The organism is Bacillus sp. 1A (assembly GCF_052682215.1).
On sequence record NZ_JBQYLZ010000001.1, the window covers coordinates 1,819,200 to 1,844,919 of the forward strand.

33 protein-coding genes, 1 pseudogene and 1 riboswitch are annotated in these 25,720 nt (G+C 34.3%); of the genes and pseudogenes, 19 read left to right on the plus strand and 15 right to left on the minus strand.

What is annotated here, in order from left to right:
* Positions 1-75 precede the first annotated feature (75 nt).
* Positions 76-240, minus strand: a complete 165-nt coding sequence (locus ACUN0F_RS09080; protein WP_046958665.1) for a hypothetical protein — start codon at positions 238-240, stop codon at positions 76-78.
* Positions 241-363: 123 nt separating this feature from the next.
* On the opposite strand from ACUN0F_RS09080, the gene ACUN0F_RS09085 reads away from it, so the two are divergent.
* On the plus strand, positions 364-687 hold the full coding sequence (locus ACUN0F_RS09085; RefSeq protein WP_427231630.1) for an iron-sulfur cluster biosynthesis family protein: 324 nt from the start codon (positions 364-366) through the stop codon (positions 685-687).
* Positions 688-925: 238 nt separating this feature from the next.
* Positions 926-1,831 (plus strand): DMT family transporter, encoded by a 906-nt coding sequence (locus ACUN0F_RS09090; protein WP_264462747.1) that lies wholly within the window; start codon positions 926-928, stop codon positions 1,829-1,831.
* Positions 1,832-1,859: 28 nt separating this feature from the next.
* Here ACUN0F_RS09090 and ACUN0F_RS09095 read toward each other — a convergent pair whose 3' ends face one another.
* Positions 1,860-2,081 carry a hypothetical protein gene (locus ACUN0F_RS09095; protein WP_000639043.1) on the minus strand — a complete coding sequence of 74 codons (222 nt, stop codon included), beginning with the start codon at positions 2,079-2,081 and terminating at the stop codon, positions 1,860-1,862.
* A gap of 291 nt (positions 2,082-2,372) precedes the next feature.
* Between ACUN0F_RS09095 and ACUN0F_RS09100 the strand changes: the two genes are divergently transcribed.
* Positions 2,373-2,756, plus strand: a complete 384-nt coding sequence (locus ACUN0F_RS09100; RefSeq protein ID WP_000624934.1) for an ATP synthase subunit I — start codon at positions 2,373-2,375, stop codon at positions 2,754-2,756.
* 115 nt (positions 2,757-2,871) lie between these two features.
* Here the strand turns inward: ACUN0F_RS09100 and ACUN0F_RS09105 are convergent, their stop codons facing one another.
* Both ACUN0F_RS09105 and pckA read right to left on the minus strand, forming a co-directional pair.
* Entirely contained in the window at positions 2,872-3,069 is a 198-nt protein-coding gene (locus ACUN0F_RS09105) for a hypothetical protein (protein ID WP_000788114.1), read from the minus strand.
* A 273-nt stretch (positions 3,070-3,342) separates the two neighbouring features.
* On the minus strand, positions 3,343-4,929 hold the full coding sequence (pckA, locus tag ACUN0F_RS09110; protein ID WP_264462748.1) for a phosphoenolpyruvate carboxykinase (ATP): 1,587 nt from the start codon (positions 4,927-4,929) through the stop codon (positions 3,343-3,345).
* 228 nt (positions 4,930-5,157) lie between these two features.
* Positions 5,158-5,279: riboswitch (SAM riboswitch) on the plus strand.
* Between the two features lie 169 nt (positions 5,280-5,448).
* Here pckA and metK point away from each other — a divergent pair.
* A complete protein-coding gene (gene metK, locus ACUN0F_RS09115; protein WP_000163113.1) occupies positions 5,449-6,648 on the plus strand; it encodes a methionine adenosyltransferase in 1,200 nt (399 codons plus the stop codon).
* Between the two features lie 41 nt (positions 6,649-6,689).
* Here metK and ACUN0F_RS09120 read toward each other — a convergent pair whose 3' ends face one another.
* Together ACUN0F_RS09120 and ACUN0F_RS09125 are read right to left on the minus strand one after the other, a co-directional pair.
* Positions 6,690-6,869 (minus strand): hypothetical protein, encoded by a 180-nt coding sequence (locus ACUN0F_RS09120; protein ID WP_000486782.1) that lies wholly within the window; start codon positions 6,867-6,869, stop codon positions 6,690-6,692.
* A gap of 6 nt (positions 6,870-6,875) precedes the next feature.
* A complete protein-coding gene (locus ACUN0F_RS09125; protein ID WP_000424811.1) occupies positions 6,876-7,055 on the minus strand; it encodes a hypothetical protein in 180 nt (59 codons plus the stop codon).
* Between the two features lie 330 nt (positions 7,056-7,385).
* Here ACUN0F_RS09125 and ACUN0F_RS09130 point away from each other — a divergent pair, with 330 nt between their 5' ends.
* Positions 7,386-7,895 (plus strand): MogA/MoaB family molybdenum cofactor biosynthesis protein, encoded by a 510-nt coding sequence (locus tag ACUN0F_RS09130; protein WP_000117133.1) that lies wholly within the window; start codon positions 7,386-7,388, stop codon positions 7,893-7,895.
* Positions 7,892-8,497: a molybdenum cofactor guanylyltransferase gene (locus tag ACUN0F_RS09135; protein WP_264462750.1), complete on the plus strand. Its 606-nt coding sequence runs from the start codon at positions 7,892-7,894 to the stop codon at positions 8,495-8,497. The genes ACUN0F_RS09130 and ACUN0F_RS09135 overlap by 4 nt, the downstream gene beginning before the upstream one ends.
* A gap of 279 nt (positions 8,498-8,776) precedes the next feature.
* Here ACUN0F_RS09135 and ACUN0F_RS09140 read toward each other — a convergent pair whose 3' ends face one another.
* The 3 genes from ACUN0F_RS09140 to ACUN0F_RS09150 all read right to left on the minus strand — a co-directional run bounded on the left by ACUN0F_RS09140 (position 8,777) and on the right by ACUN0F_RS09150 (position 11,274).
* On the minus strand, positions 8,777-9,919 hold the full coding sequence (locus ACUN0F_RS09140; RefSeq protein WP_445539398.1) for a glycosyltransferase family 4 protein: 1,143 nt from the start codon (positions 9,917-9,919) through the stop codon (positions 8,777-8,779).
* Positions 9,920-9,931: 12 nt separating this feature from the next.
* On the minus strand, positions 9,932-10,465 hold the full coding sequence (locus ACUN0F_RS09145) for a phosphatase PAP2 family protein (protein ID WP_000868583.1): 534 nt from the start codon (positions 10,463-10,465) through the stop codon (positions 9,932-9,934).
* A gap of 296 nt (positions 10,466-10,761) precedes the next feature.
* A complete protein-coding gene (locus ACUN0F_RS09150; RefSeq protein WP_445539399.1) occupies positions 10,762-11,274 on the minus strand; it encodes a gamma carbonic anhydrase in 513 nt (170 codons plus the stop codon).
* Positions 11,275-11,348: 74 nt separating this feature from the next.
* On the opposite strand from ACUN0F_RS09150, the gene ACUN0F_RS09155 reads away from it, so the two are divergent.
* The 3 genes from ACUN0F_RS09155 (at position 11,349) to ACUN0F_RS09165 (ending at position 13,528) form a co-directional block, all read left to right on the plus strand.
* Entirely contained in the window at positions 11,349-12,152 is an 804-nt protein-coding gene (locus ACUN0F_RS09155) for an alpha/beta hydrolase (RefSeq protein ID WP_000267433.1), read from the plus strand.
* A 37-nt stretch (positions 12,153-12,189) separates the two neighbouring features.
* Positions 12,190-13,254, plus strand: a complete 1,065-nt coding sequence (locus tag ACUN0F_RS09160) for a tetraprenyl-beta-curcumene synthase family protein (RefSeq protein ID WP_001102481.1) — start codon at positions 12,190-12,192, stop codon at positions 13,252-13,254.
* A gap of 61 nt (positions 13,255-13,315) precedes the next feature.
* A complete protein-coding gene (locus ACUN0F_RS09165) occupies positions 13,316-13,528 on the plus strand; it encodes a hypothetical protein (RefSeq protein ID WP_264462753.1) in 213 nt (70 codons plus the stop codon).
* A gap of 37 nt (positions 13,529-13,565) precedes the next feature.
* On the opposite strand, the gene ACUN0F_RS09170 is transcribed toward ACUN0F_RS09165, so the two are convergent.
* Positions 13,566-14,867: a PepSY-associated TM helix domain-containing protein gene (locus ACUN0F_RS09170; RefSeq protein ID WP_445539400.1), complete on the minus strand. Its 1,302-nt coding sequence runs from the start codon at positions 14,865-14,867 to the stop codon at positions 13,566-13,568.
* A 390-nt stretch (positions 14,868-15,257) separates the two neighbouring features.
* Between ACUN0F_RS09170 and ACUN0F_RS09175 the strand changes: the two genes are divergently transcribed.
* The 6 genes from ACUN0F_RS09175 (at position 15,258) to ACUN0F_RS09200 (ending at position 19,279) form a co-directional block, all read left to right on the plus strand.
* Positions 15,258-15,665, plus strand: coding sequence for a hypothetical protein (locus ACUN0F_RS09175; protein WP_000745697.1), 408 nt, complete (start codon positions 15,258-15,260; stop codon positions 15,663-15,665).
* A 93-nt stretch (positions 15,666-15,758) separates the two neighbouring features.
* Complete coding sequence (locus ACUN0F_RS09180) at positions 15,759-16,559, plus strand: hypothetical protein (RefSeq protein WP_445539401.1); 801 nt, start codon at positions 15,759-15,761, stop codon at positions 16,557-16,559.
* Positions 16,546-17,283 (plus strand): hypothetical protein, encoded by a 738-nt coding sequence (locus tag ACUN0F_RS09185; RefSeq protein ID WP_445539402.1) that lies wholly within the window; start codon positions 16,546-16,548, stop codon positions 17,281-17,283. Before ACUN0F_RS09180 ends, ACUN0F_RS09185 begins: the two co-directional genes overlap by 14 nt.
* Positions 17,284-17,293: 10 nt before the next feature.
* Entirely contained in the window at positions 17,294-18,106 is an 813-nt protein-coding gene (locus ACUN0F_RS09190; protein WP_445539403.1) for a histidine kinase, read from the plus strand.
* 22 nt (positions 18,107-18,128) lie between these two features.
* A complete protein-coding gene (locus tag ACUN0F_RS09195) occupies positions 18,129-18,776 on the plus strand; it encodes an ATP-binding cassette domain-containing protein (protein WP_445539404.1) in 648 nt (215 codons plus the stop codon).
* Complete coding sequence (locus tag ACUN0F_RS09200; RefSeq protein ID WP_445539405.1) at positions 18,773-19,279, plus strand: hypothetical protein; 507 nt, start codon at positions 18,773-18,775, stop codon at positions 19,277-19,279. Before ACUN0F_RS09195 ends, ACUN0F_RS09200 begins: the two co-directional genes overlap by 4 nt.
* A 169-nt stretch (positions 19,280-19,448) precedes the next feature.
* Here the strand turns inward: ACUN0F_RS09200 and ACUN0F_RS09205 are convergent, their stop codons facing one another.
* From ACUN0F_RS09205 to ACUN0F_RS09225, 5 genes are all read right to left on the minus strand, one after another.
* Positions 19,449-20,126 (minus strand): aspartate/glutamate racemase family protein, encoded by a 678-nt coding sequence (locus ACUN0F_RS09205; RefSeq protein WP_445539406.1) that lies wholly within the window; start codon positions 20,124-20,126, stop codon positions 19,449-19,451.
* Positions 20,127-20,150: 24 nt separating this feature from the next.
* Positions 20,151-20,831, minus strand: coding sequence for an ABC transporter permease (locus tag ACUN0F_RS09210; protein WP_264462756.1), 681 nt, complete (start codon positions 20,829-20,831; stop codon positions 20,151-20,153).
* A gap of 18 nt (positions 20,832-20,849) precedes the next feature.
* Positions 20,850-21,683: an ABC transporter ATP-binding protein gene (locus tag ACUN0F_RS09215; protein ID WP_445539407.1), complete on the minus strand. Its 834-nt coding sequence runs from the start codon at positions 21,681-21,683 to the stop codon at positions 20,850-20,852.
* 197 nt (positions 21,684-21,880) lie between these two features.
* Positions 21,881-22,453 carry a class I SAM-dependent methyltransferase gene (locus ACUN0F_RS09220; RefSeq protein ID WP_088064619.1) on the minus strand — a complete coding sequence of 191 codons (573 nt, stop codon included), beginning with the start codon at positions 22,451-22,453 and terminating at the stop codon, positions 21,881-21,883.
* Entirely contained in the window at positions 22,450-23,409 is a 960-nt protein-coding gene (locus ACUN0F_RS09225) for a TIGR01212 family radical SAM protein (RefSeq protein ID WP_264462758.1), read from the minus strand. The genes ACUN0F_RS09220 and ACUN0F_RS09225 overlap by 4 nt, the downstream gene beginning before the upstream one ends.
* 111 nt (positions 23,410-23,520) lie before the next feature.
* Here ACUN0F_RS09225 and ACUN0F_RS09230 point away from each other — a divergent pair, with 111 nt between their 5' ends.
* From ACUN0F_RS09230 to ACUN0F_RS09245, 4 genes and pseudogenes are all read left to right on the plus strand, one after another.
* Positions 23,521-23,784, plus strand: a complete 264-nt coding sequence (locus ACUN0F_RS09230; protein WP_000840869.1) for a YtzC family protein — start codon at positions 23,521-23,523, stop codon at positions 23,782-23,784.
* Between the two features lie 15 nt (positions 23,785-23,799).
* Positions 23,800-23,949, plus strand: a complete 150-nt coding sequence (locus ACUN0F_RS09235; RefSeq protein WP_001129340.1) for a hypothetical protein — start codon at positions 23,800-23,802, stop codon at positions 23,947-23,949.
* Between the two features lie 114 nt (positions 23,950-24,063).
* Positions 24,064-24,514: pseudogene (locus ACUN0F_RS09240) on the plus strand (IS607 family transposase); the annotation flags it as partial.
* Positions 24,511-25,668, plus strand: coding sequence for an RNA-guided endonuclease InsQ/TnpB family protein (locus tag ACUN0F_RS09245; RefSeq protein ID WP_445539408.1), 1,158 nt, complete (start codon positions 24,511-24,513; stop codon positions 25,666-25,668). The pseudogene ACUN0F_RS09240 and the gene ACUN0F_RS09245, both read left to right, overlap by 4 nt.
* Positions 25,669-25,720: the final 52 nt, after the last annotated feature.

Consider the following 25,720-nt stretch of genomic DNA (forward strand, 5'->3'; position numbering starts at 1 on the left):
AGCCAACGTTTCTCTTGTGGGCCGAAAGTAACACCTAAGTCAAAATTAAGCTGCAAATAAATCTTAAAGTGATTCTTATTCTTTCATAGCAAGATAGGAAGCAGATAGGAAACAAATAAATCCTACAATCCAACCAATAGAAGGAGAATAAGGAAGTATATGTTGTAATACCATTCCGCTAGAAATAAAAAAGCTACCGAGTAGGCCTAAGAAGATGGGGTATCGCAGTAATTTGAACATGAGTGATACAACCTCCTTTATTACATATATTGTATATTAGTCGTAATTTTCTGTATATATTTTTAAAGAAAAATGGTGGTACAATATATGAAGGATACGAGAAGAGAGGATGAAGTTTAGAATATGTACGTTACTGTAACAGAAGCAGCATATAAAAAAATTATGGATACGATTCCAAATGAGGCGAAATATATAAAGTTATTTTACGATAATGAAGGTTGCGGTTGTGTAATGAGCGGAATTATCGATTTAGTAGCTGTAGCAGAAAAAGATGAGCGCGATGTGGATATCGAATCAAACCGGTTTAGCTTTATCGCAGATCGCACAAAGCTTGTATTTATGGATGATAAATTAACAGTTGATTGGCATGAAGGTGGAGGGACTTTTCAGCTGAAGAGCCCGAGCCAATTTTATAATCCAAATATGAAGTTACACGTTCGAGTGTAGTAAAGAAAAGGTGGTTCCAAAACGTATTTTGGAACCACCTTTTTTATTGTATAAGTCGCTATTATTGTCGTTTTTTGTTGGTAAGTCGATATATTTAAAAAATCGCCGATATATTCAGAAAATCGCTGATATAATTTCATGTATCAAAACGTTCATACAATACAAAGATTTTTTTCACATAATGAAATGTACATGTGATTGAATTTTCTGTATAATTTTATTTGCGGAGGGGATACGCATGAGAAGATGGGGGATTGAGTTATTAATTTTAGCAGTCGTTATTATTTGGGGGATTAACTATACGATTGCGAAATATGGACTTTTAGAATTTACAGCAATTGAGTTTACTGCACTTCGGATGATATCAGCGGCACCGCTTATGTTACTCCTTACATTTTTTATTGAAAATTCGGTTTATATGGAACGAAAGGATATACCTAGATTAATCATCGTTAGCGTTGTAGGTATTGTACTGTATCAAACGTTATTTATGGAAACTGTCCAATATACGTCCGCTACAAATGCCTCTTTACTCATTTCTATTTCACCTATTTTTACAACTGTATTTGCTATTTTTTTGAAACAAGAAAAGTTTTCTTCTCGAAAGTTCATCGGTTCTATAATTGCCTTTGGTGGTGCTGCATTAGTTTTAGTAGCAGGGCATTCGCTTGCTAGTTCTTTTTATGGTAACGGAATTGGACTTATTACATCAATATGCTGGGGGCTTTATCCAGTTTTAGCAGGTCCATTAATTAAAAAATATTCAGCACTACGTGTTACCGCATGGTCAGCATTAGTTGGCGCGATTCCGCTTTTATTGTTAAGTGGACCACATGTATTTATAATGCCATTTCACATTACACATGGAATGACACTATTCGCTTTACTATATTCCATTTTCTTTGTAACAGTATTTGGTTTAGTGATGTGGTATGTTGGTATTCAAAAAATTGGCGCATCACATACGATGGTATATATGTATATAACGCCACTTGTAGCTGTTTTATTTGCAGCTGTATGGGCAAATGAATATGTATCATTTCAACAAATAATCGGTGGAATTATTATTTTCTTCGGTCTATGGTTTGTGAAATCAGAGAAAGTAAACATTCATTCTACTGCGGGGGAACCTATATCAAAATAGGAAAACAGATCATCTATGATCTGCTTTCCTATTTTTTTATTTTTGGTAAGAAGACGAGAAATAAGATAGCAGTAATAAGTGGAATTAAGTTTAAAAATGGAATACGGAAGAGTGTGATAAGAATAATACCTGGAAGAAGAACACCGAGGACAGCGTAGAAAATACTATGATTTTTCGTGTACCAATACAATGAAAGTCCAATAAGTGCAGGGATAATGAGGTGAATGAGAGCCATTAAAAAATAAATCATTAGACGCCCCCTTTATTTGTGTACTTATTACATCATATCCGTATGTTCAGAAATTGATATCACTTTTTTCATAAATGGACGAAAAATGTTTGGAAAAACGTCACAAATTATGAGAATATGATGTTTGAAATCTTGTATAATATTATTTCCTGAAAACATTCAAACAACATGAACATACTGTTTATGTTGTTTTTAATTTGAGTGAAATGAATTTTAAGTAGTATGAACTCGAAAGAAATGAGTTATACAGCTTTTGTTGGATAGATAAAAATTACTGAAGAGGAGAACAGCATGATTAGTATGTCATTAAGATCATTTAAAATTCAATCGTATTATTTACTAGGTTTTCTTTTGCTAGGGTGGATGTTAACGCCGTTTTCAGCCCATTTTCTAGGTGCTGGAATTGGACTTATCGTAAGTATGTATTGTGTTTGGCTTTTAGGGAGACGAATTGAGAAGCTTGGAGATAGTATCGTAAAGAAAACGAAAGCACCGACGCTCGGTATGTTTAATCGTTTTGCAGCTGCCATTTTGGGTGCTGTTATTATGTACGAAATTGAGCACCACATGGTTATGTGGGCATTTGCAGTAGGGATTCTGGGTGGTTATTTCTTAATCGTTGTGAATTTAGGCTACTATAGTATGAAAGATGAGGAAGAATTAACAAAGAGCTAAAAAGATAAAAAGCCTCTTTTTAGATGGAATAGAGGGTCCGGCGAGGGGTAGTTACAATAGGAAGCATAAATTTGCATAAAATACAGGTTTCTGCTTCCTATAAGCTAACATGAAATCACGTATTAGTATGACTCTTATGTTTTTTAAAAAAGGTGGATATAATACAACAAATTATTCCGGTAATTAGAATAATATATTTTATCGTTTCACTTGTATGCTCAAATAAATTAACGTTAAGCATCACAAGTCCCCAAAACATTTGGATCGCTCCGTAACTGAATAAAATTTTTCCTGTACGAGAAAAATTTTTCATAGGCCTCATCCTTTCCTGAATATGTAAATTGTACCATGAAAAAATAATAATGAATGATTATAAAGTGAATTTTCTGTAATTTTACGAACTAAGTCACAGATGAAGAGAGAAGATATAGAAAGAAGCTTACGTTAAAAACGTAAGCTTCTTTTTTATGTAAGTGTGTATAAGCGTTAAGCCGCATTGGGTTTTGTCGGTGAGTACGCGAAACTTTACGGTTACACGACACTTATTCATATGAGTAAAAGGGTTATTCCAACAGAAAGTTTGTACTTAAGCGATTGGACCGCCTAAGTTAATAATATCTTCAGAAACGCTGTCGAACTTTTTGAAGTTCTCTTTGAATTTGCTTGCAAGCTCGATTGCTTTCGCATTGTAAGCAGCTTTATCAGCCCAAGTTTGTTCAGGCATTAATACTTCGTCAGGTACACCTGGTACGTGAAGTGGAACTTCAAGACCGAAGATGTCATGTTTAGCTGTTTCAGTTTTCGCAAGTTCACCGCTTAATGCTGCTTGAATCATTGCACGAGTGTAACCTAAGTTCATACGTTTACCAACGCCGTATTCGCCACCAGTCCAGCCAGTGTTTACTAAGAATACTTTCGCATCGTGTTTCTCGATTTTTTCACCAAGCATTTCAGCATAGCGAGATGCATCAAGTGGTAAGAATGGTGAACCGAAGCAAGTTGAGAATGTTGCTTGCGGAGATGTAACACCGCGCTCTGTTCCTGCTAGTTTACTAGTGTAACCACTTAAGAAATGATACATAGCTTGTTCTTTTGATAACTTACTGATTGGAGGCAATACGCCAGATGCATCAGCAGTTAAGAAAATGATTGTATTTGGGTGTCCAGCAACACTTGGCAGTACGATATTGTCGATCGCATGCATAGGGTATGCAGCACGAGTATTTTCTGTTAAAGTAGTATCGTTATAGTCTGCGATACGCGTTTGGTTATTAATGATAACGTTTTCTAAAACAGATCCAAATTTGATTGCATCGAAAATTTGTGGTTCTTTCTCGTGAGAAAGGTTTACACATTTTGCGTAGCAACCGCCTTCAATATTGAATACACCGTTATCAGACCAACCATGCTCATCATCACCGATTAATTTACGGTGTGGATCAGCAGATAATGTTGTTTTACCTGTTCCAGATAAACCGAAGAATAGTGCTACGTCGCCTTCTTCACCTACGTTTGCAGAGCAATGCATAGAAAGAATATCTTGTTCAGGTAGTAAGAAGTTCATAATAGAGAAGATTGATTTTTTCATTTCTCCAGCGTATTCTGTACCACCAATTAGTACGATACGTTTTTCGAATGAAACCATAATGAATGCTTCAGAGTTTGTACCGTCAACAGCTGGATCAGCTTTGAAATTCGGTGCAGAAACAATTGTGAACTCTGATTCATGAGTTGTTAATTCTTCTTCAGTTGGACGAATGAATAATTGATGTACAAATAAATTGTGCCATGCATATTCGTTAATAACTTGAATTGGTAGGCGGTAATTGCGGTCAGCACCTGCAAATCCATTGAAGACGAATAACTCTTCTTTTTCTTTTAAGTATTCTAAAACTTTAGTATATAATTTATTAAAATGTTCTTCAGAGATCGGCTGATTCACTGCTCCCCAAGCAATTTTGTCAGCAACCGATGCTTCTTTCACAATAAATTTATCTTTAGGAGAACGTCCTGTATATTTTCCTGTTGAAGCAGAAACGGCACCAGTAGAAGTTAATTTCCCTTCATTTCGCATTAATACTTTTTCCACTAATTGCGGAACACTTAGTTGAATCTGTGCATTGCTTCCGTTCAATAATTCGTGTAAACCAATTTGGACATTCACAGTACTCATATTTATATACCATCCTTTTCATTTAATGAAATATTTCTCGTAATCCCCAACAAGAGTATAACACAATTATATAAATAATGTATACTATTTATTTCTTTTTGTTTGTGTGAATGTATTATTTCCTTATTAATATTTCATTCCAGGCGTATTGAGAAAAACTTTCAGGAAAATGTGAATATTAATTGACAAATGAATATCATTTCTTTAGTATAGGTTGGGACGGATACTCTCTTATCCCGAGCTGGCGGAGGGACAGGCCCGATGAAGCCCAGCAACCTCATTTGTAGTGGTAAATACAGGTGAATAGGTGCTAAAACCTGTGCGAGGCTAACGGTCTCGAACGATAAGAGCAAAGGGCAAAAAGCAGTATGCAAGTAGCAAATTAAACCTTTCCTCTATGTAAAGTAGGAAAGGTTTTTCTGTATGCTTGTGTGGGAGAATAAATGTATGTCGCAGTTTGTGGCAAATTAAGGATGAGTTCCGTACAATATATACAATTACTGTAGGGAGGTTTACCACATGACAAAAAAACGTCATCTGTTCACATCTGAGTCTGTAACTGAAGGACATCCAGATAAAATTTGTGACCAAATTTCTGATTCAATTTTAGATGCGATCTTATCAAAGGACGCAAATGCACGTGTAGCTTGTGAAACAACTGTAACAACTGGTTTAGTATTGGTAGCGGGGGAAATTACGACTTCTACTTACGTAGATATTCCAAAAATCGTTCGTGAAACAATTCAAGGCATTGGTTACACACGCGCAAAATACGGATTCGATGCAGAAACTTGTGCAGTTTTAACATCTATCGATGAGCAATCTGCTGACATCGCTATGGGTGTTGACCAAGCGCTAGAAGCACGCGAAGGTCTAATGACTGACGCTGAGATTGAGGCAATTGGTGCGGGAGACCAAGGTTTAATGTTTGGCTTCGCATGTAATGAAACACAAGAATTAATGCCACTTCCAATCTCGCTTGCTCACAAATTAGCTCGCCGTTTAACTGAAGTACGTAAAGATGACACATTATCATACTTACGTCCGGATGGAAAAACGCAAGTTACAGTTGAGTATGATGAAAATGGTAAACCTGTACGTGTAGATACAATCGTAATTTCTACACAGCATCATCCAGATGTTACATGGGAAGAAATCGATCGCGATTTAAAAGAGCATGTAATTAAAGCTGTAGTTCCAGCAGAATTAATGGATGGAGAAACGAAATTCTTCATTAACCCAACTGGCCGCTTCGTAATTGGTGGACCACAAGGTGATGCTGGTTTAACAGGACGTAAAATCATCGTTGATACTTACGGTGGATACGCTCGCCACGGTGGCGGTGCATTCTCTGGTAAAGATGCAACGAAAGTTGACCGTTCTGCAGCATATGCAGCTCGTTATGTTGCGAAAAACATCGTAGCAGCTGGTCTTGCTGACAAAGCAGAAGTACAACTTGCATACGCAATTGGTGTAGCACAACCAGTATCAATTTCAGTTGATACATTCGGGACTGGTAAAGTATCTGAAGACGTACTAGTAGAACTAGTTCGTAACAACTTCGATCTTCGCCCAGCTGGTATTATTAAAATGCTAGACTTACGTCGCCCAATTTATAAACAAACAGCAGCTTACGGCCACTTCGGACGTACTGATGTAGACCTAACATGGGAACGTACAGACAAGGCTGCAGCTTTAAAAGAGCAAGCTGGTCTATAATATATGAAAAAAAGCTTTGCGCGGTGAGCGCAAAGCTTTTTTTATTTTGTTTTACTTCTAATTTGAATGCATGAGCTACAATACACTTCGCCGTCTAGCTCAATATACTTTTTCATATTAGTCATACCACTTGCTGGAAAGGGCATATGAATCCATGCTTTTTCATACGTTTGTATTTCCTTTTCACATGATTTACAAAGGATTGGTTTCTTCTGGAACATATGTAATCAACCTTTCATTTGACGTGCTTTACCCGCGCAAAAGGCACTGCTGAGTAAAAATAGTGTTGCGAATATAATACTTACTAATGTAGCGTATGGGATTGCGCTTTTTAAGGAAAAGCCGACAGTGATTGAAGCGACAAATAAGAGGATAAATGTTGTTGTTAATTTTTTATAAAGTTCCATAATATGTAGACCTCCTTATTTAGAGATAGAACGTTTAAAAATAAAATCTATTATATAGGCAAGTGTGAGAGGAATTAATGTGCTAGTCAAATAGTAACGAATACCACCATCAGGCAAAAGTACATGCAATTTTAAAAAGTTAATATCGAATTCGTAAGCGATACATTGAAAAAGGGATAATATAATTAGGAATGGTATAATGGGTACGGATCGTTTTATATTTTGAATCATGTAAAGCTCCTTTATATGGATAAATATACTTATATTGTATCATGTTGAATTCTTTGCTTCATACATAATTTTACAAGAAAATGAAAGGACAGATAAAAAATGAGCGTAACTGAACATAAAAAACAAGCGCCAAAAGAAGTGCGCTGCAAAATCGTGACGATTTCCGATACACGTACGGAAGAGACAGATAAGAGTGGACAACTATTACATGAATTGTTAAAAGAGGCAGGGCATACAGTGACCTCTTATGAAATTGTAAAAGACGATAAAGAAAGTATTCAGCAAGCAGTGTTAGCTGGTTATCATAGAGAAGATGTTGATGTTGTGTTAACAAATGGCGGAACTGGTATTACGAAGCGTGATGTGACGATTGAAGCAGTATCAGCGTTATTAGATAAAGAAATTGTCGGGTTTGGTGAGTTGTTCCGCATGATTAGTTATTTAGAAGATATCGGAAGCAGCGCAATGTTAAGTAGAGCGATCGGTGGTACAATTGGGCGCAAAGTTGTCTTTTCAATGCCAGGATCTAGTGGAGCAGTTCGCCTTGCGATGAATAAGCTAATTTTACCAGAATTAGGTCATATTACATTTGAGCTGCATCGCCAATGAGTAAATGGGCTGGAATTGTATTAGCGGGCGGTATGTCGAGTAGATTCGGTGAGCCGAAAGCGTTAGCGAGCTGGCAAGGGAGTACGTTTATTGAGCATATTTTGAAAGTGATGACAAGGAGGACGCTCCAAGAGGTTGTAGTCATTAGTCATTCTGATATAAAAGAGCGAGTAGAGCAACTCGTACAAGTTCCTGTTATAGAAGATATTCCGCACTATAAAGGAAACGGACCACTTGCTGGGATTGTAGCAGGAATGGAATATATAGAAGCAGATTGGTACGCTATTATGCCATGTGATGCGCCAAATGTTTCGTATGAATGGTTTACCATTTTATTAGAACAAACGAGTGATGAATATGATGCAGTCGTACCTATTATTAATGGAAGAAAACAACCATTACTTGCAGCATATCATAACCGTGTGAAAGAAAAGATTTATGCTTTGCTACAGGATGAAAAAAGAAGTATGGGCCAACTTTTATCACAATGTAATGTGAAATATGTTGCTGGAGAAGATGTACAAGCGAATGCGGATTGGTTTATGAATGTGAATACGAAAGAAGAATATGTGCAGGCTCAAAAAGACCTTTCAAATGAATGAAAGGTTTTTTTGATATACAGAAATTGGGGAACAATTACTGTATAAAGGTATGTGGGTAAGTTGATTTTAAGAGTAATTCTTAAAATCACTATACAGTTAAAATAGTGTATAACCATATATTAATTTTTATGGGTTTTTATTATAAGTCTGTTTGTTTATGTTTGTTTTTGTTAAAATGAATATAGAAATAATATGATATTTCACCTTGTGTATCATTCATTTAAGTAAATTTTACAACTGTGTAATAAACTCCCTTCGTTTTGAAGGGAGTTTTTCTATTTAAGCAAGCAACTCTGATGCGTTATGCTGAAGGATTTCTTCATATTGGTTAAGTAAGCCACGAAAGATCTCATCCCAGCTTTTTGATTTCGCATAAGATGAAGCTGCTATTCCCATCTGCTCAAGTTTTTCTTCATTTTGCAATAAAAGATAAATGGATGATAGAAATGCGTTCTCATTTTTGGGTGGACAAAGAACTCCTGTTTTTCCATCTGTAATAATATTTTTAACCCCGCCACTATTTGCACCAATGACAGGTGTACCGCATGCAAGCGATTCAAGTACAACGTTCCCAAATGTTTCAGTAGCAGATGGAAATACCATTAGATCGGAAGAAGCATAGGCTTCAGCTAAATCTTCACCTTGTAAATATCCAGTAAAGGTTACATTTGTTTTTGGGACAGCTTCACGCAAATTTGTTGCTAGAGGACCGTCTCCTGCAATGAGCCAATGAATGTCGTTTCGAGTATGCGCTGTTTTAGCGATAATATTTTGCAACGTATCAATATCTTTTTCAGGGGCAATCCGTCCAACATAGGAAAGGACATACTTTGCTGTAATATTATATTTTTTTCGGAATAGGTCTGTATTGTAAGATGGATGAAAGAGTGTGCAATCTACACCCCGTCCCCATATGGAGAGGGCCTGAAAGCCTTTATTTTTTAGTTGGTGTAACGTTTCAAAAGAAGGAACGAAATTTTTTTGCATGTGACTATGAAACCATTTTAAATAGTTCCAAAGCATATTAGAGAGAAATTCAATTTTGTAATAGCGTAAATAAGCAGCGAAATCAGTATGATAAGAACCGACAACTGGGATGTTTAACTTTTTTGCATAATACAATCCACAAAGTCCCATGTTGAAAGGTGTGGCAATGTGAATAATGTCAGGTTTAAAGGAAAGAAGTTTTCGTTTAATGCGCGGAGTAGGAAAAGAAAAGCGGCATTCTGGATATAATATTGTTAACGGGATACTTCTCATCTTGTTCACATTAGCTACGAAATTATCTTCAGCTGTATGCTGAGGAGCGAAAACAGAATAGGCGATCTTTTCTTTCTGAAAGTAACGTGTTAATCGTTCTAGTGTTTTCGCAACCCCGTTCACTTGTGGCGTAAAAGTATCGGTAAAAATGGCGACTCTCATCATATCACTCCTTTATGTGAAAAGTGGGATGAATTGATAAAAAGAGATGATGCCAGAGCAAGTGCCGAGGCACATACCGACGAATACATCAGACGGATAGTGAAGCCCTAAATAAATGCGAGAAATACCAACGCATAATGCTAACGGTAATAGAAAAGCAAATATGCTTGGATTATAGCAAATAAATGGAATAAGGACAGAGAAAACGGCTGTTGTATGACCAGACGGGAAAGAGTGGTCTTTTAATGGATGGACTGGATATTTGGCATCCTGAATTGTTAAATAAGGGCGTTTTCGCGGATACCATCTTTTTAATATTTGCACAGGAATATGGCTAATTGCTAAAGAAATAGCAGTTGCGATTGCAGCTTGATGCAAAGTCCCTTTTGCAAAAATTAAAAAGAAAAGTGTGAGTGCGATTGAGAAAGTAGCACCACCGATATGAGTAATATTGCTGAAAAAGATATTTAATGTTTTTTGATCAAAGTATCGGTTAATTCCTTTGAAAATGTAACATTCTATTTTATACAGTCCACTGACCTTCATGAAAATTCTCCTCCCTCGTTTACATATATATGGAGATATTAGCTTTTATTTTAATAAGATTTTATTGAGGGAGTAATAATGTTTTGTAAAGAAAAAGTTAGTTTTTATCCCGCTTTAATGGGCAGTAAGACCCCCACCTCAAAATTCAGCGAAAGCAAAGAAGTTAGGTGGGGGATCAACTGCCCATAAAAGTCCGATTGGTGAGGGCTGATAATCAGTGGGGGAGGAAGAAAACCCCCACTGATTAAAGTTTCACTTTATATAAAAAGCTGCCACTTTAATGGCAGCTGGAAAAGTTACTTCTGTAATGATTTATAATACTGACCTTTTTCAACATATTGTGTGCGAATTCGCTCCATGTCTTTACGGTCTTCTTCTGTTAATTCACGAACGACTTTAGCTGGTCGACCGAATGCTAATGTGTTTGGCGGGATTTTCTTTCCTTGTGAAACGAGGCTTCCAGCACCGATAAAGGCTCCTTCACCAATTTCAGCACCATCTAATATAATAGATCCCATTCCAATTAAAGCATCTTTTTTAATATGACAGCTATGTAAAATAACTTGATGCCCAATGGTCACGTCGTCTTCTAAAATAAGAGGATACTGTGGGCTTTGGTGAAGTGTACATTGGTCTTGTACATTTACCCGGTTTCCAATGATTGTTGGTGAAACATCACCGCGTATGACTGTATTAAACCAAATACTTGATTCTTCACCAATGGAAACGTCGCCTGTAATCGTAACATAATCAGCGACAAAAGCACTACTCGCAATTTTCGGATTTTTTTCTTTGTAAGGATGTATCATGTAAAGTCTTCCTTTCCTAGAGACTAGTTTCAGTGTATCAAATTATGAGAAAGAGTGAAATGGAGGAGGTCCGTATGTGGAATTATGAAGCAGAGGAAGCGAAAGCTGTCGTTGTTATCGTGCACGGCGCAATGGAATATCACGGACGTTATGAAGCCGTTGCGGAAATGTGGAATCATATCGGCTACCACGTCGTAATGGGGGACCTTCCGTCACATGGAACGACTTCAAGAAATAGAGGACATATTGATTCATTTGATGAATACATAGAGGAAGTTAAATTGTGGGTGAAAGAGGCAAGAAAGTATAGGTTACCTATTTTTATATTTGGTCATAGTATGGGTGGTCTTATTGTCATTCGTATGATGCAAGAAACGAAGAGAGAAGATGTAGACGGCATTATTTTAAGTTCGCCATGTTTAGGCGTAGTAGCTGGACCTTCAGCACCGCTTCAAGTTGCCTCAAAAATATTAAATGTTGTTGCACCAAAATTGCAATTTGCAACGAATCTTACAGTGGAAATGTCCACTCGTAATCATGAAGTTCGGGACGCGATGGAGAATGATTCATTGTTCTTGCGCAAAGTATCAGTACGTTGGTATAGTGAATTAATTAAGTCTATCGAAATTGCTCATAAAAAAATAGATGATTTTCCAGATGTTCCGCTATTGCTAATGCAGGCGTGTGAGGATAAACTTGTAGATAAAACACGTGTCCGCATGTGGTTTGATAATGTTAAAATGAGTGATAAGGCTTTTAAAGAATGGCCGAATTGTTATCACGAGTTATTAAATGAGTATGAGCGTGATGAAATTTTGAATTATATTCAGTCATTTACTGAAATACGCATCAATAACATAATAGAAACAAATAAGTAAATTATTTGTACATTGAATAGAGGAGATGAAGGAAGAAGTGAACGTACCGAGTAATCCCATAACGCTCATGGCGAAAGTATACCGTGATGTGTTTCCGGTAGTACACCATGAGCTAGCGGTGTGGAAAGAGCGTGCCTACCATATTCCGAATGATGAGCTTCATAGTCAGGCAATCGCAAGTATTGAGAATAAAACGTTTCATTGCGAAGGCGGTGGTATTTTAGCACTGCTAGCAAATGAGCACCGAGAGGAATGCATTCGTTTTATCGTAGCGTATCAAACAATCAGCGATTATTTAGATAATTTATGTGACCGCAGTACATCACTTGATCCGAATGATTTTGCCGCACTGCATGAATCTATGTTAATGGCATTATCACCTGAAGTAGAAGGTGGCGGTAATTATTATCGCTATCGTGATGATCAAGACGATGGTGGTTATTTAGATGAACTTGTTGAAACATGCCAAGATGTTTTAAAGAAAACGAAGCACTATGACAAAATTGCTCCTGTTCTTCATGAACTTGCTTGTTATTATTGTGATTTGCAAATTCATAAACACGTGAAGTTAGAAGAAAGAGAACCACGCTTAAAAACATGGTTTGAAGCACATAAAGAAAACTTACCAGAGATGAGTTGGTTTGAATTTTCAGCATGTGCCGGTTCTACACTTGGAATCTTCTGTCTTGTAGCATATGCATTTCATGATGAATTACATGATGAAGATATTGCGAAAATTAGACAAGGATACTTCCCTTACGTACAAGGACTTCACATTTTACTTGATTATTTCATCGATCAAGAAGAAGACCGTATAGGCGGGGATTTGAATTTCTGTAGTTATTATGAAAACGAGCAAGCGATATTAGATCGTATGAAACATTTTGTAGAAGAAGCAGAGAAGAGTATTGGTGATTTACCTCATGCGAAGTTTCATCGTCTCATAAGCCGAGGGTTACTTGGTATTTATTTATCAGATCAAAAAGTATCAGCACAAAAGAATATGCACAAAATGGCACGGCGCATTGTAAAATACGGAGGGCTTACTTCACGATTCTTCTATTGGAACGGGAAGATGTACCGAAAGAAAATGGCACAGTGATGAAGAAAACCACTCTTGTAGAGTGGTTTTTTGTTATAATATGGTAAAGGTGGTGGCGGAAATGAAGTATGTCTTTCAAAAGCTATATAATCACATTGAAGTAACACTCTTAGTCTTATTATCAATTTCATTTGTAACTGGAATGTATATGATGATGAATAGGCCAAGTGGTCCTACTATGATGGATTATGTGCCACAAGTAATAATTGGCGCAATTATTATAGTAGATATTGTCTTTTTAATAAGTGGTAGAAAAAAAGAAAATAGTAAATAAAAAAGCATTTGTACACGGTAGTACAAATGCTTTTTCATTATGATCGTATTTTTGTAAATGCATATATAAGAAGTTCAACCGCGAAAATAACTAAAACAGATAGTCCGAATAAAGGCATGACAGCGCCTAGTATAACCATCATGATAAAGAAAACGATTATGCTTTTTTTATCTCTTTGTTTTGGCGGTGCTGCTAATTTTCCTTTCGGCTTTCTTGCTAACCACATTTTTATTCCGTAATAAATGAGAAGTAATAAAGATAATGTCGTTAGTAGGCATAATATTTTATTTGGCCACCCGAATAAATGTCCTTCGTGAAGCGGGATACCGTAAGTGAACCATTGTGCAAATAAGCCATAATCACGATAGTCTGTTTTGGAAATAAGCTCTCCGCTATATTGATCAAAATAAGCTGTTATTTCTTCATTTGGTGCGACATGCATACCCGTAATACCAGAACCACTTGATTTCGAAACAGTGAATACGCCTTTCGGATCAGTTGGTAGTGAGATAACGTAGGGCTTCTTTATTTCAATTCCTTTTTGTAATTCATCGACAGAAATTGTTTTTGGCTCATTTGAATTCGATTCAGGAGGAGCTTCTTTTCTTGTTGCCCACGGCAATTCTTTTACCTTTGATTCAGGAGGTGCCATATACAACTTTGGATATCCAATCGATTCATTCGACGATGCGATTTTATAAATTTGGTTACCCATAAATCCTGACCAAGGTAATCCAGATGCGACTAGCAGAACGAGTGGAATTGTAAATATAATACCGATAATAGAATGACGTCGTTTTGCTTTTTCTCGTTTACTGGAGGCCGTTGTGCTTTTGAACTGGCGTATACTCATATACAACCCAGTAAAAATTAAAAAGATTGTCCAGCATGCCGCAAGCTCTACAATGTAGTTAACGACAGTACCACCAACTAAAAGAGAACTATGTAATTCCCTCATTATATTGGCAAACGTTTCACTTGCATTTTGATCTCCAACAATTTGATTATTACTATCTAAATACACATATTTTTGTTGCCCAGTATATTCATTTGCAATAGTAAGTCTCGTATTATAATCCCCATGAAACTCACTAATTTTTGCCACACTATAATGCGGATATTTTTTCTCTGTTAAGGAAATAGAATCAGACATCGAAATAGATTCTGTTTGGGCGCTCTTCCCAAAATATAAATCTTTATAGATGAAATCTTCAACCTCTTCACGAAATAAATACCCAATCCCGCTCAGTGACAATGTAATAAGAAGCGGCGTAATAAAAAGCCCAGCATAAAAATGCCAACGCCAAAAAATGTAATGAAGCGAACGATTTACTTTCATACTTTCAGTTCCCCTAACCTTCCCTATATGAATAACTACGTATTTAATATAGCGAGATTAAGTGTGGATACTTTGAAAGAATTGTGAAAAATGTTAAAAGTTTTTAGGGTGATTTTATCGGCGAGATATATAATACGCAATGTTTGCTGTCAGATGCCCCACTAATTATTTATACGCTTTCTTTTTCTATCCATACAAAAAAGAGAATAAGAAAACGTAAAAAAAGTCTCTCAGGCAATCTGATGCAACCCCTACAAGTCGATATTACCAAAAAAAGGGTATGTAATATTACATACCTTTTTTTGGTAAGGGAAGTATTTACAATCAATATATTAAGGTGTAACATTACGATTTGTGAGAGAAAAAATAAATAATAGAGGAGGAAAACCTATGAAAAAAAGAGGGCTTCGTTTATTTTTAGTAGCTGGTCTTGCTTTAGTAGGAATGAGTGCTATCAGTAATAACTATGCTAGTGCGGACGGTCAATATAGTATTGATTATCATAATGAATATCGTTTCTATAGTCCTAATGATCGTACATATTCTGCCCAAAAATGGACTACATCCGCTTATTTAATGGATTGTACAAGCATGAGTGGTATTAGTGAATTTACAGCTTATGCAATGTCAAAAGGAACGGATGTTTCTGGAGGACATTATTATACAGTTAAAAACGGATCAGATATTGCATTATGGAATAAGGCTGTTGAAAACTATGGAAAAGGTGTTTCAGCTTGGATTAATGCTCAAAAATATGCGAATGGATCTGCTTATGGTTCTTGGCAACCTGATAGATAAGAGATAAAATTAAATATAATAAAGAGGTAGTGAATACTATATTACTACCTCTTTATTATCGTTAAATAGTTTATTTTTGGAGGTCTACATAATTTGTTTACATATTGGTTTAATCGTATAAATAATAGAAATTTATATATTTCATTCCTTGTTGGTTTTGGGATTTGTTTATTACAAACAGTATTTTCTGTATTTGATGCTTCGACCTATTTACAAGTTGCAGATTCTTTTTTTTCCCCATATACAAAATGGATAGGTATAGATTTAGTATCAAGTTTTAAAACTATGTTTTATTTTTTATTACCATTAATTGCGACTATCGGTATTGGAAATGTAATACAAGAAGATAAAAATAATGGCTTTCTATACATGTCCTTATCTAAAACAACTATTAAAAAATATTTCACTTCCTTTTTCATTACAGCATTTTTAGTAGGATTCATTGTTATTATTTTACCTTTATTATTTAATTTTTTAACCGCTTTTTTATTTTTACCTAATCTCCCTGTCGATCCGATTGTTAATTCAAATATTGGTTTAACAGTAACTTCAACTTTTTTCCCAGATTTATATTTTAATCATCCTGTTATTCACGTGTTATTTTATATTTTTTTATCTGGATTATTTGGCGGTATTTTTTCATTGTTATCTGTTAGTTGTTCATTTTACTATAACAATCAATTTGTTGTACTAATAATTGGATTTATCATCCAGGTTGTATTAACAATACTTAATTTATTTGTTTCTATACCAATTTCTCCAATGTTTTTCTTACCTGAAATACAAACGATTCAGGGTGGTTCTTCACTATATATTATTGTTTTAGCTATTTCACTTTTAAGTATATCGTTTATTTTATTTTATCAAGGAGTTAAAAAACGTGTTATTTCTTAAACCTTTAATTTATCTGTATAACAATATTAAAAGAAATAAATTTTTCCTTGTTACATCAATTCTTTTATTTTGGGGAATAAGTATATTTAATACAATATCATTTATTCAAGGGCAGAATAAATCTTTTGAAATGTTAAATATGTTTTTAAGTTTTAAAAGTGAAGGATTTGTTTCATTTGCATACCTTCCATTTTGTTTTATAGCAACAGCAATATTATTACATGAACATGATGATCCTTTTTTATTAATTAGATTTAAAGATATTTATTATTATTCAAAATTTAAAGTCATTCAATTATTTATCTTATCTATTCTGTGCACTTTGATAGAAATAATTATTTTCTTTGCAAATAGTAGTATTTTAAAAATATATGCCAACAATTCTTACAATATTGATACTTACTCATCATTTATATTTATTTTTTACTATACAAGTATTCTATTAGTAACTACATTTAATCTATTACTTTTACAAACAATCTTTAACACCATATTTCAAAATAGATTAATAAGTTTTATATGCATGATATTGTTAATTCTAATAGATCAATTTTTAAATTCAAAATTAGGAATATCTATTGTTCTTTATCACGGTATGATTATACAAGAACTAAACAATATTACATTAAATATTTTAATCAACCAATCAATTTATTGTTTAGGTGCTTTATGTATATTACTAGTAGGATTTTATCATACATATAACAATAAAGAATTCTACTAGGAGGAAAAGTATGAATTCAAAGTTTTTTTTACTTATAAAAAGAGACTTTTTATTATTTTGGAGTATGTCAAAAATAAGATTTATTAATAGTATACTTCTACTATTAATAATTTTGAGTATTGTTACATATCAAATAAAAAACCAGTTATCAATAATAGAAATGTTAAATACAAATGTTCATTTTACAGATATATACCTTTACTTATTTTGGGGTGTAAAATATGAAATTGTAAAAACAAACCATTTTGAGTTCCCTATAATATGGTTAGTCTTAGGGCTACTTCCTTTTTATGTATTAGGAGATTCATTTAAAATCAATATAATTCGATATTCCCTATTTTTAACCGGTCGCTCCATTTCATATAATAGTATTTTTGCTATTAAATCATTAATATTAGTCTGTTTATTTACTACATACCAATTAATAATAATTATCTTTACATTTATAATCAGTTTACTATTTTTTAATCCGGTTTTTTCAATTGGAACTTTCTTCACTTCTATGCATCATGTTGAATTTATATCAAGTTCTAAAGTTATATTATTTATAATAATTCAAATGTTATCTTTGAATTGTCTGCTATTTTTATTTAATTGTTTAGTATTACGTATGAAAAGCGTTTACGCAATAATTATCATTTCTATACTAATGCTTTCTACTATTTATATTCCTGAATATAAAATATTATGGACAAACGGAACAATGTTTTCAAGAATATTAGAATTCAATATTTCCGAAATTTATATTATATCTGTTGAAATATTATTAAGCTGCTTATTCTACTTTATAGGAAAATCTATTCATAAAAATACAGAATATTAACTAATAAGGGAGTCTTAAATAAATGGAACCTTACATAATTTTACAAAAAGTTCATAAAAAAATAAAAGATCAGATTGTCTTAAATGACATCAATCTAACATTATATAAAAATAAAATTTATGGATTTAAAGGCCCAAATGGTTCTGGTAAAACTATGATGTTTAAAGCTATTTTAGGGTTAGTGAAAATTGACAGTGGAAATATTATAGTTAATGAACAAAAAATACGTAAAGATATTTCCTTTCCGCAAAATACAGGATTTGTTATAGAATATCCTGGGTTTGTACCTTCATACTCTGGATTTAAAAATTTAAAATTATTAGCTATGCTTAATAAAAACATTAGTGATCAAGAAATTAAAGATGTTCTAATACAAGTTGGGTTAAACCCAGATGATAATAGACCATTCAGAAAATATTCATTAGGAATGAAACAACGTCTTGGAATAGCACAAGCAATAATGGAAGACCCTGAATTATTAATTTTAGATGAACCAACTAATGCTCTTGATGAAGAAGGCATACAATTTATCATTAAATTACTTACATCACTTAGTAATAAAACAATTTTAATTGCAAGTCACGATAAAGAATTTTTAACTCACGTGACAGAAGAAATCTTTACAATTAATAATGGTATTATTACACCTCCTGAGGTAAATAAATTATGAAACATAAAAAAATATATATTAGTGTATTACTTATAATAACTTTTACTATTTGTTTTATAAGATATAATTCTGTTAACGCAGCTTATAAAAACTATAAAATTGATTCAATGCCAGTTGTATTAAATAAAGAATTTGATACTAAAGATTTTAAAATCACATATGCTAATACTAAAAAAAATAACATAAATATAAATGGTAATGAATATATCCAATATCTAATTGGTATAAAAATGAGAAACAAAACTTCAAAAAATATTGAATATCCTTCTAGTAAATTTTTCATTTTAGCCCCAAACTTTAATTATAATCAAAGTTTATATCTATATAATGAAGAAAAAAAACCAATTAATTTTAATTTGAAACCTAATGAAGAAATAGAAGGATATCTAATATTTAAAATGCCCTATCATTGGGGAATTAATAATCATACATCTTTCAAAATTATATATTCAGAAAGCGATGTAAGCGAAAATAAAACAAACCAATATAAATTAAATATTTAAAAAGATACTTTATCCATATCAAAAAATGCTCTTCAGTTAAATAATTTGAAGAGCATTTTACATAAATAATCCTTTTTAAAATATATCTTTGAAATTAAGTTTAATCAAAATTTACTTAACTTGATGGGCATGAGAGGCCTCCTCTTTTGAATTGATAATCCTATTTAGGTTAAGAGTTTGGTTTTGAACCACTTTCTACATACATCCTAACAACCGCCTCAGCAAGACATTGAGCGGAATCGACAAATTCCTCATTCGCCACAACATTCAAATCAGTACATGCGATAATTGTGGTATCTACTTCATCTTTTAACTGTAAAACAAGCGCACTCCACAATTCTTGAGCTGCTTCAATTTCTCCACTTTTAATACAAGTAATAATTTGATTAATCATTGTTTGCCATTTTTCATGATGAATGTATTCTATATTACGTTTTGTAATCCCATCTTGGTAAATACCAGCTTGAATTGTCGCTTCTGTTGCGAGAAGAGCAACTCTTTTGGCAGTTTCAGGAATTGCTTTTAACGTCTCATCCACTATATTTAAAATAGGGATAGAAAGAGATTGCTGTAACTCTTCAAAATAAAGATGTGCTGTATTGCACGGCATAGCAATAAATTCTACACCAGTACTTTCAAGTTTTTGTGCTCCTTCAATAATCGCTTTTTTCATCGCCTCGTGATCAATTGGGCGATCCATGTAAAACGGTGTTGGGCACGAATAGATCATCATATGAGGAAAGTCTATATCATGCTTTGCTCCGTATATTGTTTGGCATTCTGCTACAACTGTATCGACGAACGGTCCGGTTGATTTTGGCCCCATTCCTGCTAGTATTCCGATCATTGTTTTGTCTCCTTTAATATGTAATTAAAAACGTTTTTTGCGAACGATAAAAAGAAATAAAGTAAGTAATAAAAATGAATATACGATAGTCCAAGCTGTGAGCCATAGTGTGTGAGTAAGTATATTAAATTTGTATTGTCCAAGCATTAGAAAGCTTTCGACAGGTGGTAAAAACCATAGTAACTCTTTTTTAAACCGGATGGAGGCGATCGTTATAAGTAATATAAATGTCAGGCTAAGCCAAGCGGTGCCTGCTTTTTGAATTATATTTCTAGTAAATAAAGTTGCAATTGAAATTCCTAGTATAGAGAAAGATATGTGAGAGAGAAATCCGACTAGAAATAAAGAAACTGTCATTTCTTCATTAAACATTTGCAAAAAAATTGGGTAGATTACGGATATAAAAGATAAAACAGTACAAATGAGAAGAGCTGTAATATATTTACCAACGTATAATGCTGAAATATTATTTGTATGAGAAATAGTAATTTGTTCTTGTACAGGGTCTTCAGTATGAAAAATTGTGATTGTAATCCAGGCAGATAATAAATAAAGTGCGAGTGCCGTTTCTAAGTATGTCGGTACAATAGGAGTCGGTTTATATGTATATACAAAAAGTAAGCTCACAAAGTACATCGCAATAGGAGGGACGTACTTATACGATTTTGTATAGTCGAGAAAATGGTAACGAATAAGCGCGAACATAATAAACCTTCTTTCGATTTAAAAGTTAGGTTGTAGCAGTGTGATAGATGCTTTTTTATGTAATAAAAACTGAAGCATTTCGTTTGTATATTCTTTTTCGATTTGTAATTGAATAAGGTTTTGATTTGAATTGTGTGCAACTTGTATAAATCCTAATTGTTTCCGTAGTTCTATCGCTGAAAATGTTTCGTGAACGATTGCTTCAATATAGACTTGTTCTGCTCCTTTTTGTACAGAGATATTTTCCGTGATTGTATGATTTGCTAACTTCACAATTCTATCGGCGAAGTTTTCTAGTAGTTGTTTTTCGTGACATGTGAAGAGTATAGATATGCCGTGTTGTTTTAATGAGAGTAAAATATGTTCTAGTTCTTGCTGAGAGTTAGGATCGAGCCCAGAAAGAGGTTCATCTAAAATTAATAAATGGACGTCCGTAAGCAATGCTTGCATAATGCCAGTTTTTTGTTTCATACCTTTTGAAAAGTTTCGTACAACGGAATGCCTTGCATGATGTAAATGAAAAGATTCAAGAAGCATCGGAATTTTATCTTTTAAATATTTTGTTGATAAACCGTGGATGTGACCGAGATGATATAAATAATCCTCTAATGTAAAACGAATCCCTTCAGGAAAATATTCAGGTACATAGCCAATTTGTATATGTTCTTTTCTTTGAAGTGTCCCTGTTGTAGGTGAAATAAATCCTGCAATTATTTTGAGTAGCGTACTTTTTCCAGTCCCGTTCCCGCCAATAATAGCGAGCGCTTCTCCTTCTGGAATGGATAAATCAATGTTGTCTAGTATAAGTGATTTGCCATACTTCTTTTGAATTCCCCTTAGTTCTACTAGCAAAGTTCTATCCTTCTTTCTTTAAATAGTGTATATATCCATTATATAGGAGAAAAACAAAAAGACGTGCAATGAGTGCACGTCTTTTTTTGTTATCTTTTGTCGATAAGTCGATATGTTGTGTCGAATCGTCGATATATCGAAAAAATCGTTGATATATCCCGAGTTACGATAGATATAATTGAAAAATCGTCGATATATTATCGCTTCTCAATCGCCACAATAAATGGTGGGTTATTTTGCTGGTTAATGAAGCCGTATCGTAGTACGTGAGCTTGTTTTTGGTCGAGTTCTTCTGCAAATTTGAGAACAGCGTCGCGTTCTACTTGTCCTTCTGGGTGTCCGTGGTAAATGACAAGGACGATGATTCCTTCAGGTGCCATTACTTCTAGTAATTGTTCAATTGCCGAGAGTGTTGAGTTCGGTTTTGTAACGATATGCTTGTCACCACCAGGAAGGTAACCTAAGTTGAAGATAGCGCCTGTTACTTTTCCTTTTGCATCTTCTGGTAGTACGGATAGAAGCGTATCGTGACTATCGTGAACTAAAACAGTACGTTCAAAAAGCTCTTTTTCTTTTAGACGGATAGTAGAGCTTTCAATTGCTTCTTTTTGAATATCAAATCCAAATACTTTTCCGTTATCTCCAACGATTTCAGCTAGGAAGCATGTGTCATGTCCATTGCCGAGCGTTGCATCTACAGCGTAATCGCCTTCTTTTACTGCCGTTTGCAGCAATGTGCGAGCAAACGGTAATACACGTTCTAATTTCATTGTTGTTTCTCCTCATTTGCATATTTTCCTTGCCAGCTTCCGCGGCGTACAAATTCTGCATCGATGGAATTTAATACTTCCCATTTATTTAAGCTCCACATTGGGCCAATCATTAAATCAGGTGGACCGTCACCTGTGATGCGGTGCACAATTACGTCTTCTGGAATCAGTTCAAGTTGGTCAACAACGAGACTTACGTAATCCTCAAGAGAAAGGAATTCTAATTGTCCTTTTTCATATTGCTTCACCATTGGTGTTCCTTTTAATAAGTGAAGTAAATGAATTTTAATTCCTTGTACGTCAAGCTTTGCTACTTCACGAGCTGTTTCCATCATCATATCGTAATCTTCAAGTGGAAGACCGTTAATAATATGAGAGCAAACTCTAATGCCATGCTTACGTAATTTATTTACACCTTCCACGTAAGATGGGTAATCGTGAGCGCGATTAATAAGGTTTGCAGTTCGTTCGTGAACAGTTTGTAAACCGAGTTCAACCCAAAGGTATGTGCGTTTATTTAAGTCCGCTAAATATTCAACGACATCGTCCGGTAAGCAATCTGGACGAGTTGCGATAGAAAGACCGACAACGTCTTTTTCTGCTAGAAGCGGTTCGAATTTTTCTTTTAACACTTCAAGTGGTGCATGTGTATTTGTGTACGCTTGGAAATAAGCGATACATTTTCCGTCTTTCCACTTTGAGCGCATTTTTTCTTTCATTTCATGATATTGCGTTATAACATCATCGCGGCGATCACCAGCGAAGTCACCAGATCCGGCAGCACTACAAAATGTACAACCACCGTAAGCAACTGTACCGTCACGGTTCGGGCAATCGAAGCCAGCATCTAATGAAACTTTAAAGATTTTTTCACCAAATTCATTTCGTAAATGGTAATTCCATGTATGATAACGTTTATTGTCGTTTGTATATGGAAAAGGGTTTTGAACCTTCATTACTTTCCCTCCTAAGCCGAGTCAAAATGAAACAAAATCCATTATAACATACTCATAAGGTTCATATGGAAGGGACACACTAAAGGGGAATTGAAGCAAGGAGGGACAATTATGGCAGAGCGTCAATCACTTGAATCGTATATTACACAAGCGGAACAAGCGGTGGAATATGCGAAAGAACAATTAGACCAAGGTATGAGACAAGAGCATTATAATACGATGGAGTATTCGGATGCGCAGTTACAATTAGAACAAGCGTATAACGATTTACAAACGATGCAACAACATGCGAATGATGAGCAACGTGAGCAGTTAAATAGAGCACGCATGGCAATTCGCCAACTGCAACATCAAATGATTATTACACCGCACTAATAAGGAGTGAATGTAATGGCGAAACGTTCAGATCAAAATAACCCAGAGCAAAAAACGCAAAATGGACATAACGCTGAGTTTTCAAATGAACTTGATCCGATTGTTCAAGTAAAACAGCGGAACAGTAAAAAAGGACAACCTCAAAAATCGAAGCAATCAGAGTAAACCAGGTCGCAATATGACCTGGTTTTATTTTGCTATATGACAATAATGTAAGATTACTGTAAGGTTTACCGATAGTTATAAGCCTACTTCTCCAGTAGAGTAAGGGAGGATTAAATTTTGGACAAGGAGAAAGAAACAGTAAACAAAAACATAGACAAAAGTAGGCAAAGTAGTTATTCAAATCCAGGTCAGAAAGATGATTTAGAAAATCAGGTTGAGTTTCGCAAATGCACGAGGGATAATTGTAGATGAAGTTATCAAAGGTATTGGTAGCGGATTAAACTACAAAAGAAAACAGTGGAATAAACTGATTGACAGTTGTATGGAAAGAAATATTTCGACGATCATCATTGCACACAAAGATAGATTTGTACGTTTTGGATATGATTGGTTTGAAAAGTTTCTTCATAAAATGGGAGTGGAAGTTATGATTGTTAACAATGAAAAACTATCTCCTCAAGAAGAACTTGTTCAGGATTTAATATCTATCATTCATGTATTTAGCTGTAGAATATATGGGTTGAGAAAATACAAAAAGAAAATGTCGGAGGATGGAGACTTATGAAAAGAGCATATTTAATAGAAATCAAACCGACAACTGAACAAGTTAGTAAAATCCATCAAACTATTGGAGTGTGTCGATATGTATATAACCTGTATATCTCTAAAAATAAAGAGGCATATGAGTCGGAGGGGAAATTTCTTAGTGGATATGACTTTTCCAAATGGCTAAACAACATTCATACAAAAGAGTGTGACCAGTGGATTAAAGAAGTGTCGAGCAAAGCGGTAAAACAAGCGATTATGAATGGAGATAAAGCTTTTAAGCGATTTTTTAAAGGTTTATCTAAGTTTCCACGATATAAAAAAAAGAAGAAGCAAGATGTGAAGTGCTACTTTCCGAAAAACAACAAAACAGATTGGAAAGTAGAAAGGCATAGAGTAAAAATCCCCACAATTGGTTGGGTAAGGTTAAAAGAATATGGATATATCCCTAAAAATGCAACTGTAAAAAGTGGCACAGTATATCAAAGAGCAGGAAGATATTTTGTATCTGTACTTTGTGAAAGAGCAGAAATAAGGGTAAAACCAATGCTGAATAAAGTAGGTTTAGGGATTGATTTAGGGCTGAAGGATTTCGCTGTACGTAGCGATGGAAAAACTCACAAAAATATAAATAAAACAGTACAAGTAAAAAAGATAGAAAACCGGTTAAAACGTGAACAACGCTCTTTATCGCGTAAATTTGAAAATCGAAAAAAGAGAGGTGAACAATCTGTTACTAACAAAAGAGCGAATATAGATAAAAATATTCTTAGGGTGCAAAAACTACATGCTCGATTAGCAAATATTCGATTAGCGTATGTAAAGTCTATTGTAAACGATGTGGTGAAAACCAAGCCAATGTTTATTACAGTGGAAGATTTGAATGTGAAAGGTATGATGAAGAGTAAACATTTATCTAAAACAATTGCCAAGCAGTCTTTTTTTGCTTTTAAAACGTGGCTTTTGACGAAATGTGAGGAATATGGAATTGAATTACGTCAAGTAGACCGGTTTTATCCATCGTCAAAGTTATGCTCATGTTGCAGTCAAAAGAAAGCGGATTTAAAGCTATCTGACCGAGTATATACATGTGAATGTGGCAATGTAATGGATAGAGATTTGAACGCAGCGATCAACCTTTTACAAGCAAAAGAATATACAATACTAACGTAAATAGATTGTATATATGTACGGTGGGCTACATCGGAATTTACGCCTGTGGAGT

Coding starts and splice junctions, on each gene's coding strand:
- ACUN0F_RS09080 (WP_046958665.1), bottom strand. CDS start 240: ATGTTCAAATTACTGCGATACCCCATCTTCTTAGGCCTACTCGGTAGC.
- ACUN0F_RS09085 (WP_427231630.1), top strand. CDS start 364: ATGTACGTTACTGTAACAGAAGCAGCATATAAAAAAATTATGGATACG.
- ACUN0F_RS09090 (WP_264462747.1), top strand. CDS start 926: ATGAGAAGATGGGGGATTGAGTTATTAATTTTAGCAGTCGTTATTATT.
- ACUN0F_RS09095 (WP_000639043.1), bottom strand. CDS start 2,081: ATGATTTATTTTTTAATGGCTCTCATTCACCTCATTATCCCTGCACTT.
- ACUN0F_RS09100 (WP_000624934.1), top strand. CDS start 2,373: ATGATTAGTATGTCATTAAGATCATTTAAAATTCAATCGTATTATTTA.
- ACUN0F_RS09105 (WP_000788114.1), bottom strand. CDS start 3,069: ATGAAAAATTTTTCTCGTACAGGAAAAATTTTATTCAGTTACGGAGCG.
- pckA (WP_264462748.1), bottom strand. CDS start 4,929: ATGAGTACTGTGAATGTCCAAATTGGTTTACACGAATTATTGAACGGA.
- metK (WP_000163113.1), top strand. CDS start 5,449: ATGACAAAAAAACGTCATCTGTTCACATCTGAGTCTGTAACTGAAGGA.
- ACUN0F_RS09120 (WP_000486782.1), bottom strand. CDS start 6,869: ATGTTCCAGAAGAAACCAATCCTTTGTAAATCATGTGAAAAGGAAATA.
- ACUN0F_RS09125 (WP_000424811.1), bottom strand. CDS start 7,055: ATGGAACTTTATAAAAAATTAACAACAACATTTATCCTCTTATTTGTC.
- ACUN0F_RS09130 (WP_000117133.1), top strand. CDS start 7,386: ATGAGCGTAACTGAACATAAAAAACAAGCGCCAAAAGAAGTGCGCTGC.
- ACUN0F_RS09135 (WP_264462750.1), top strand. CDS start 7,892: ATGAGTAAATGGGCTGGAATTGTATTAGCGGGCGGTATGTCGAGTAGA.
- ACUN0F_RS09140 (WP_445539398.1), bottom strand. CDS start 9,919: ATGAGAGTCGCCATTTTTACCGATACTTTTACGCCACAAGTGAACGGG.
- ACUN0F_RS09145 (WP_000868583.1), bottom strand. CDS start 10,465: ATGAAGGTCAGTGGACTGTATAAAATAGAATGTTACATTTTCAAAGGA.
- ACUN0F_RS09150 (WP_445539399.1), bottom strand. CDS start 11,274: ATGATACATCCTTACAAAGAAAAAAATCCGAAAATTGCGAGTAGTGCT.
- ACUN0F_RS09155 (WP_000267433.1), top strand. CDS start 11,349: ATGTGGAATTATGAAGCAGAGGAAGCGAAAGCTGTCGTTGTTATCGTG.
- ACUN0F_RS09165 (WP_264462753.1), top strand. CDS start 13,316: ATGAAGTATGTCTTTCAAAAGCTATATAATCACATTGAAGTAACACTC.
- ACUN0F_RS09170 (WP_445539400.1), bottom strand. CDS start 14,867: ATGAAAGTAAATCGTTCGCTTCATTACATTTTTTGGCGTTGGCATTTT.
- ACUN0F_RS09175 (WP_000745697.1), top strand. CDS start 15,258: ATGAAAAAAAGAGGGCTTCGTTTATTTTTAGTAGCTGGTCTTGCTTTA.
- ACUN0F_RS09190 (WP_445539403.1), top strand. CDS start 17,294: ATGAATTCAAAGTTTTTTTTACTTATAAAAAGAGACTTTTTATTATTT.
- ACUN0F_RS09195 (WP_445539404.1), top strand. CDS start 18,129: ATGGAACCTTACATAATTTTACAAAAAGTTCATAAAAAAATAAAAGAT.
- ACUN0F_RS09200 (WP_445539405.1), top strand. CDS start 18,773: ATGAAACATAAAAAAATATATATTAGTGTATTACTTATAATAACTTTT.
- ACUN0F_RS09205 (WP_445539406.1), bottom strand. CDS start 20,126: ATGATCGGAATACTAGCAGGAATGGGGCCAAAATCAACCGGACCGTTC.
- ACUN0F_RS09210 (WP_264462756.1), bottom strand. CDS start 20,831: ATGTTCGCGCTTATTCGTTACCATTTTCTCGACTATACAAAATCGTAT.
- ACUN0F_RS09220 (WP_088064619.1), bottom strand. CDS start 22,453: ATGAAATTAGAACGTGTATTACCGTTTGCTCGCACATTGCTGCAAACG.
- ACUN0F_RS09225 (WP_264462758.1), bottom strand. CDS start 23,409: ATGAAGGTTCAAAACCCTTTTCCATATACAAACGACAATAAACGTTAT.
- ACUN0F_RS09230 (WP_000840869.1), top strand. CDS start 23,521: ATGGCAGAGCGTCAATCACTTGAATCGTATATTACACAAGCGGAACAA.
- ACUN0F_RS09235 (WP_001129340.1), top strand. CDS start 23,800: ATGGCGAAACGTTCAGATCAAAATAACCCAGAGCAAAAAACGCAAAAT.
- ACUN0F_RS09245 (WP_445539408.1), top strand. CDS start 24,511: ATGAAAAGAGCATATTTAATAGAAATCAAACCGACAACTGAACAAGTT.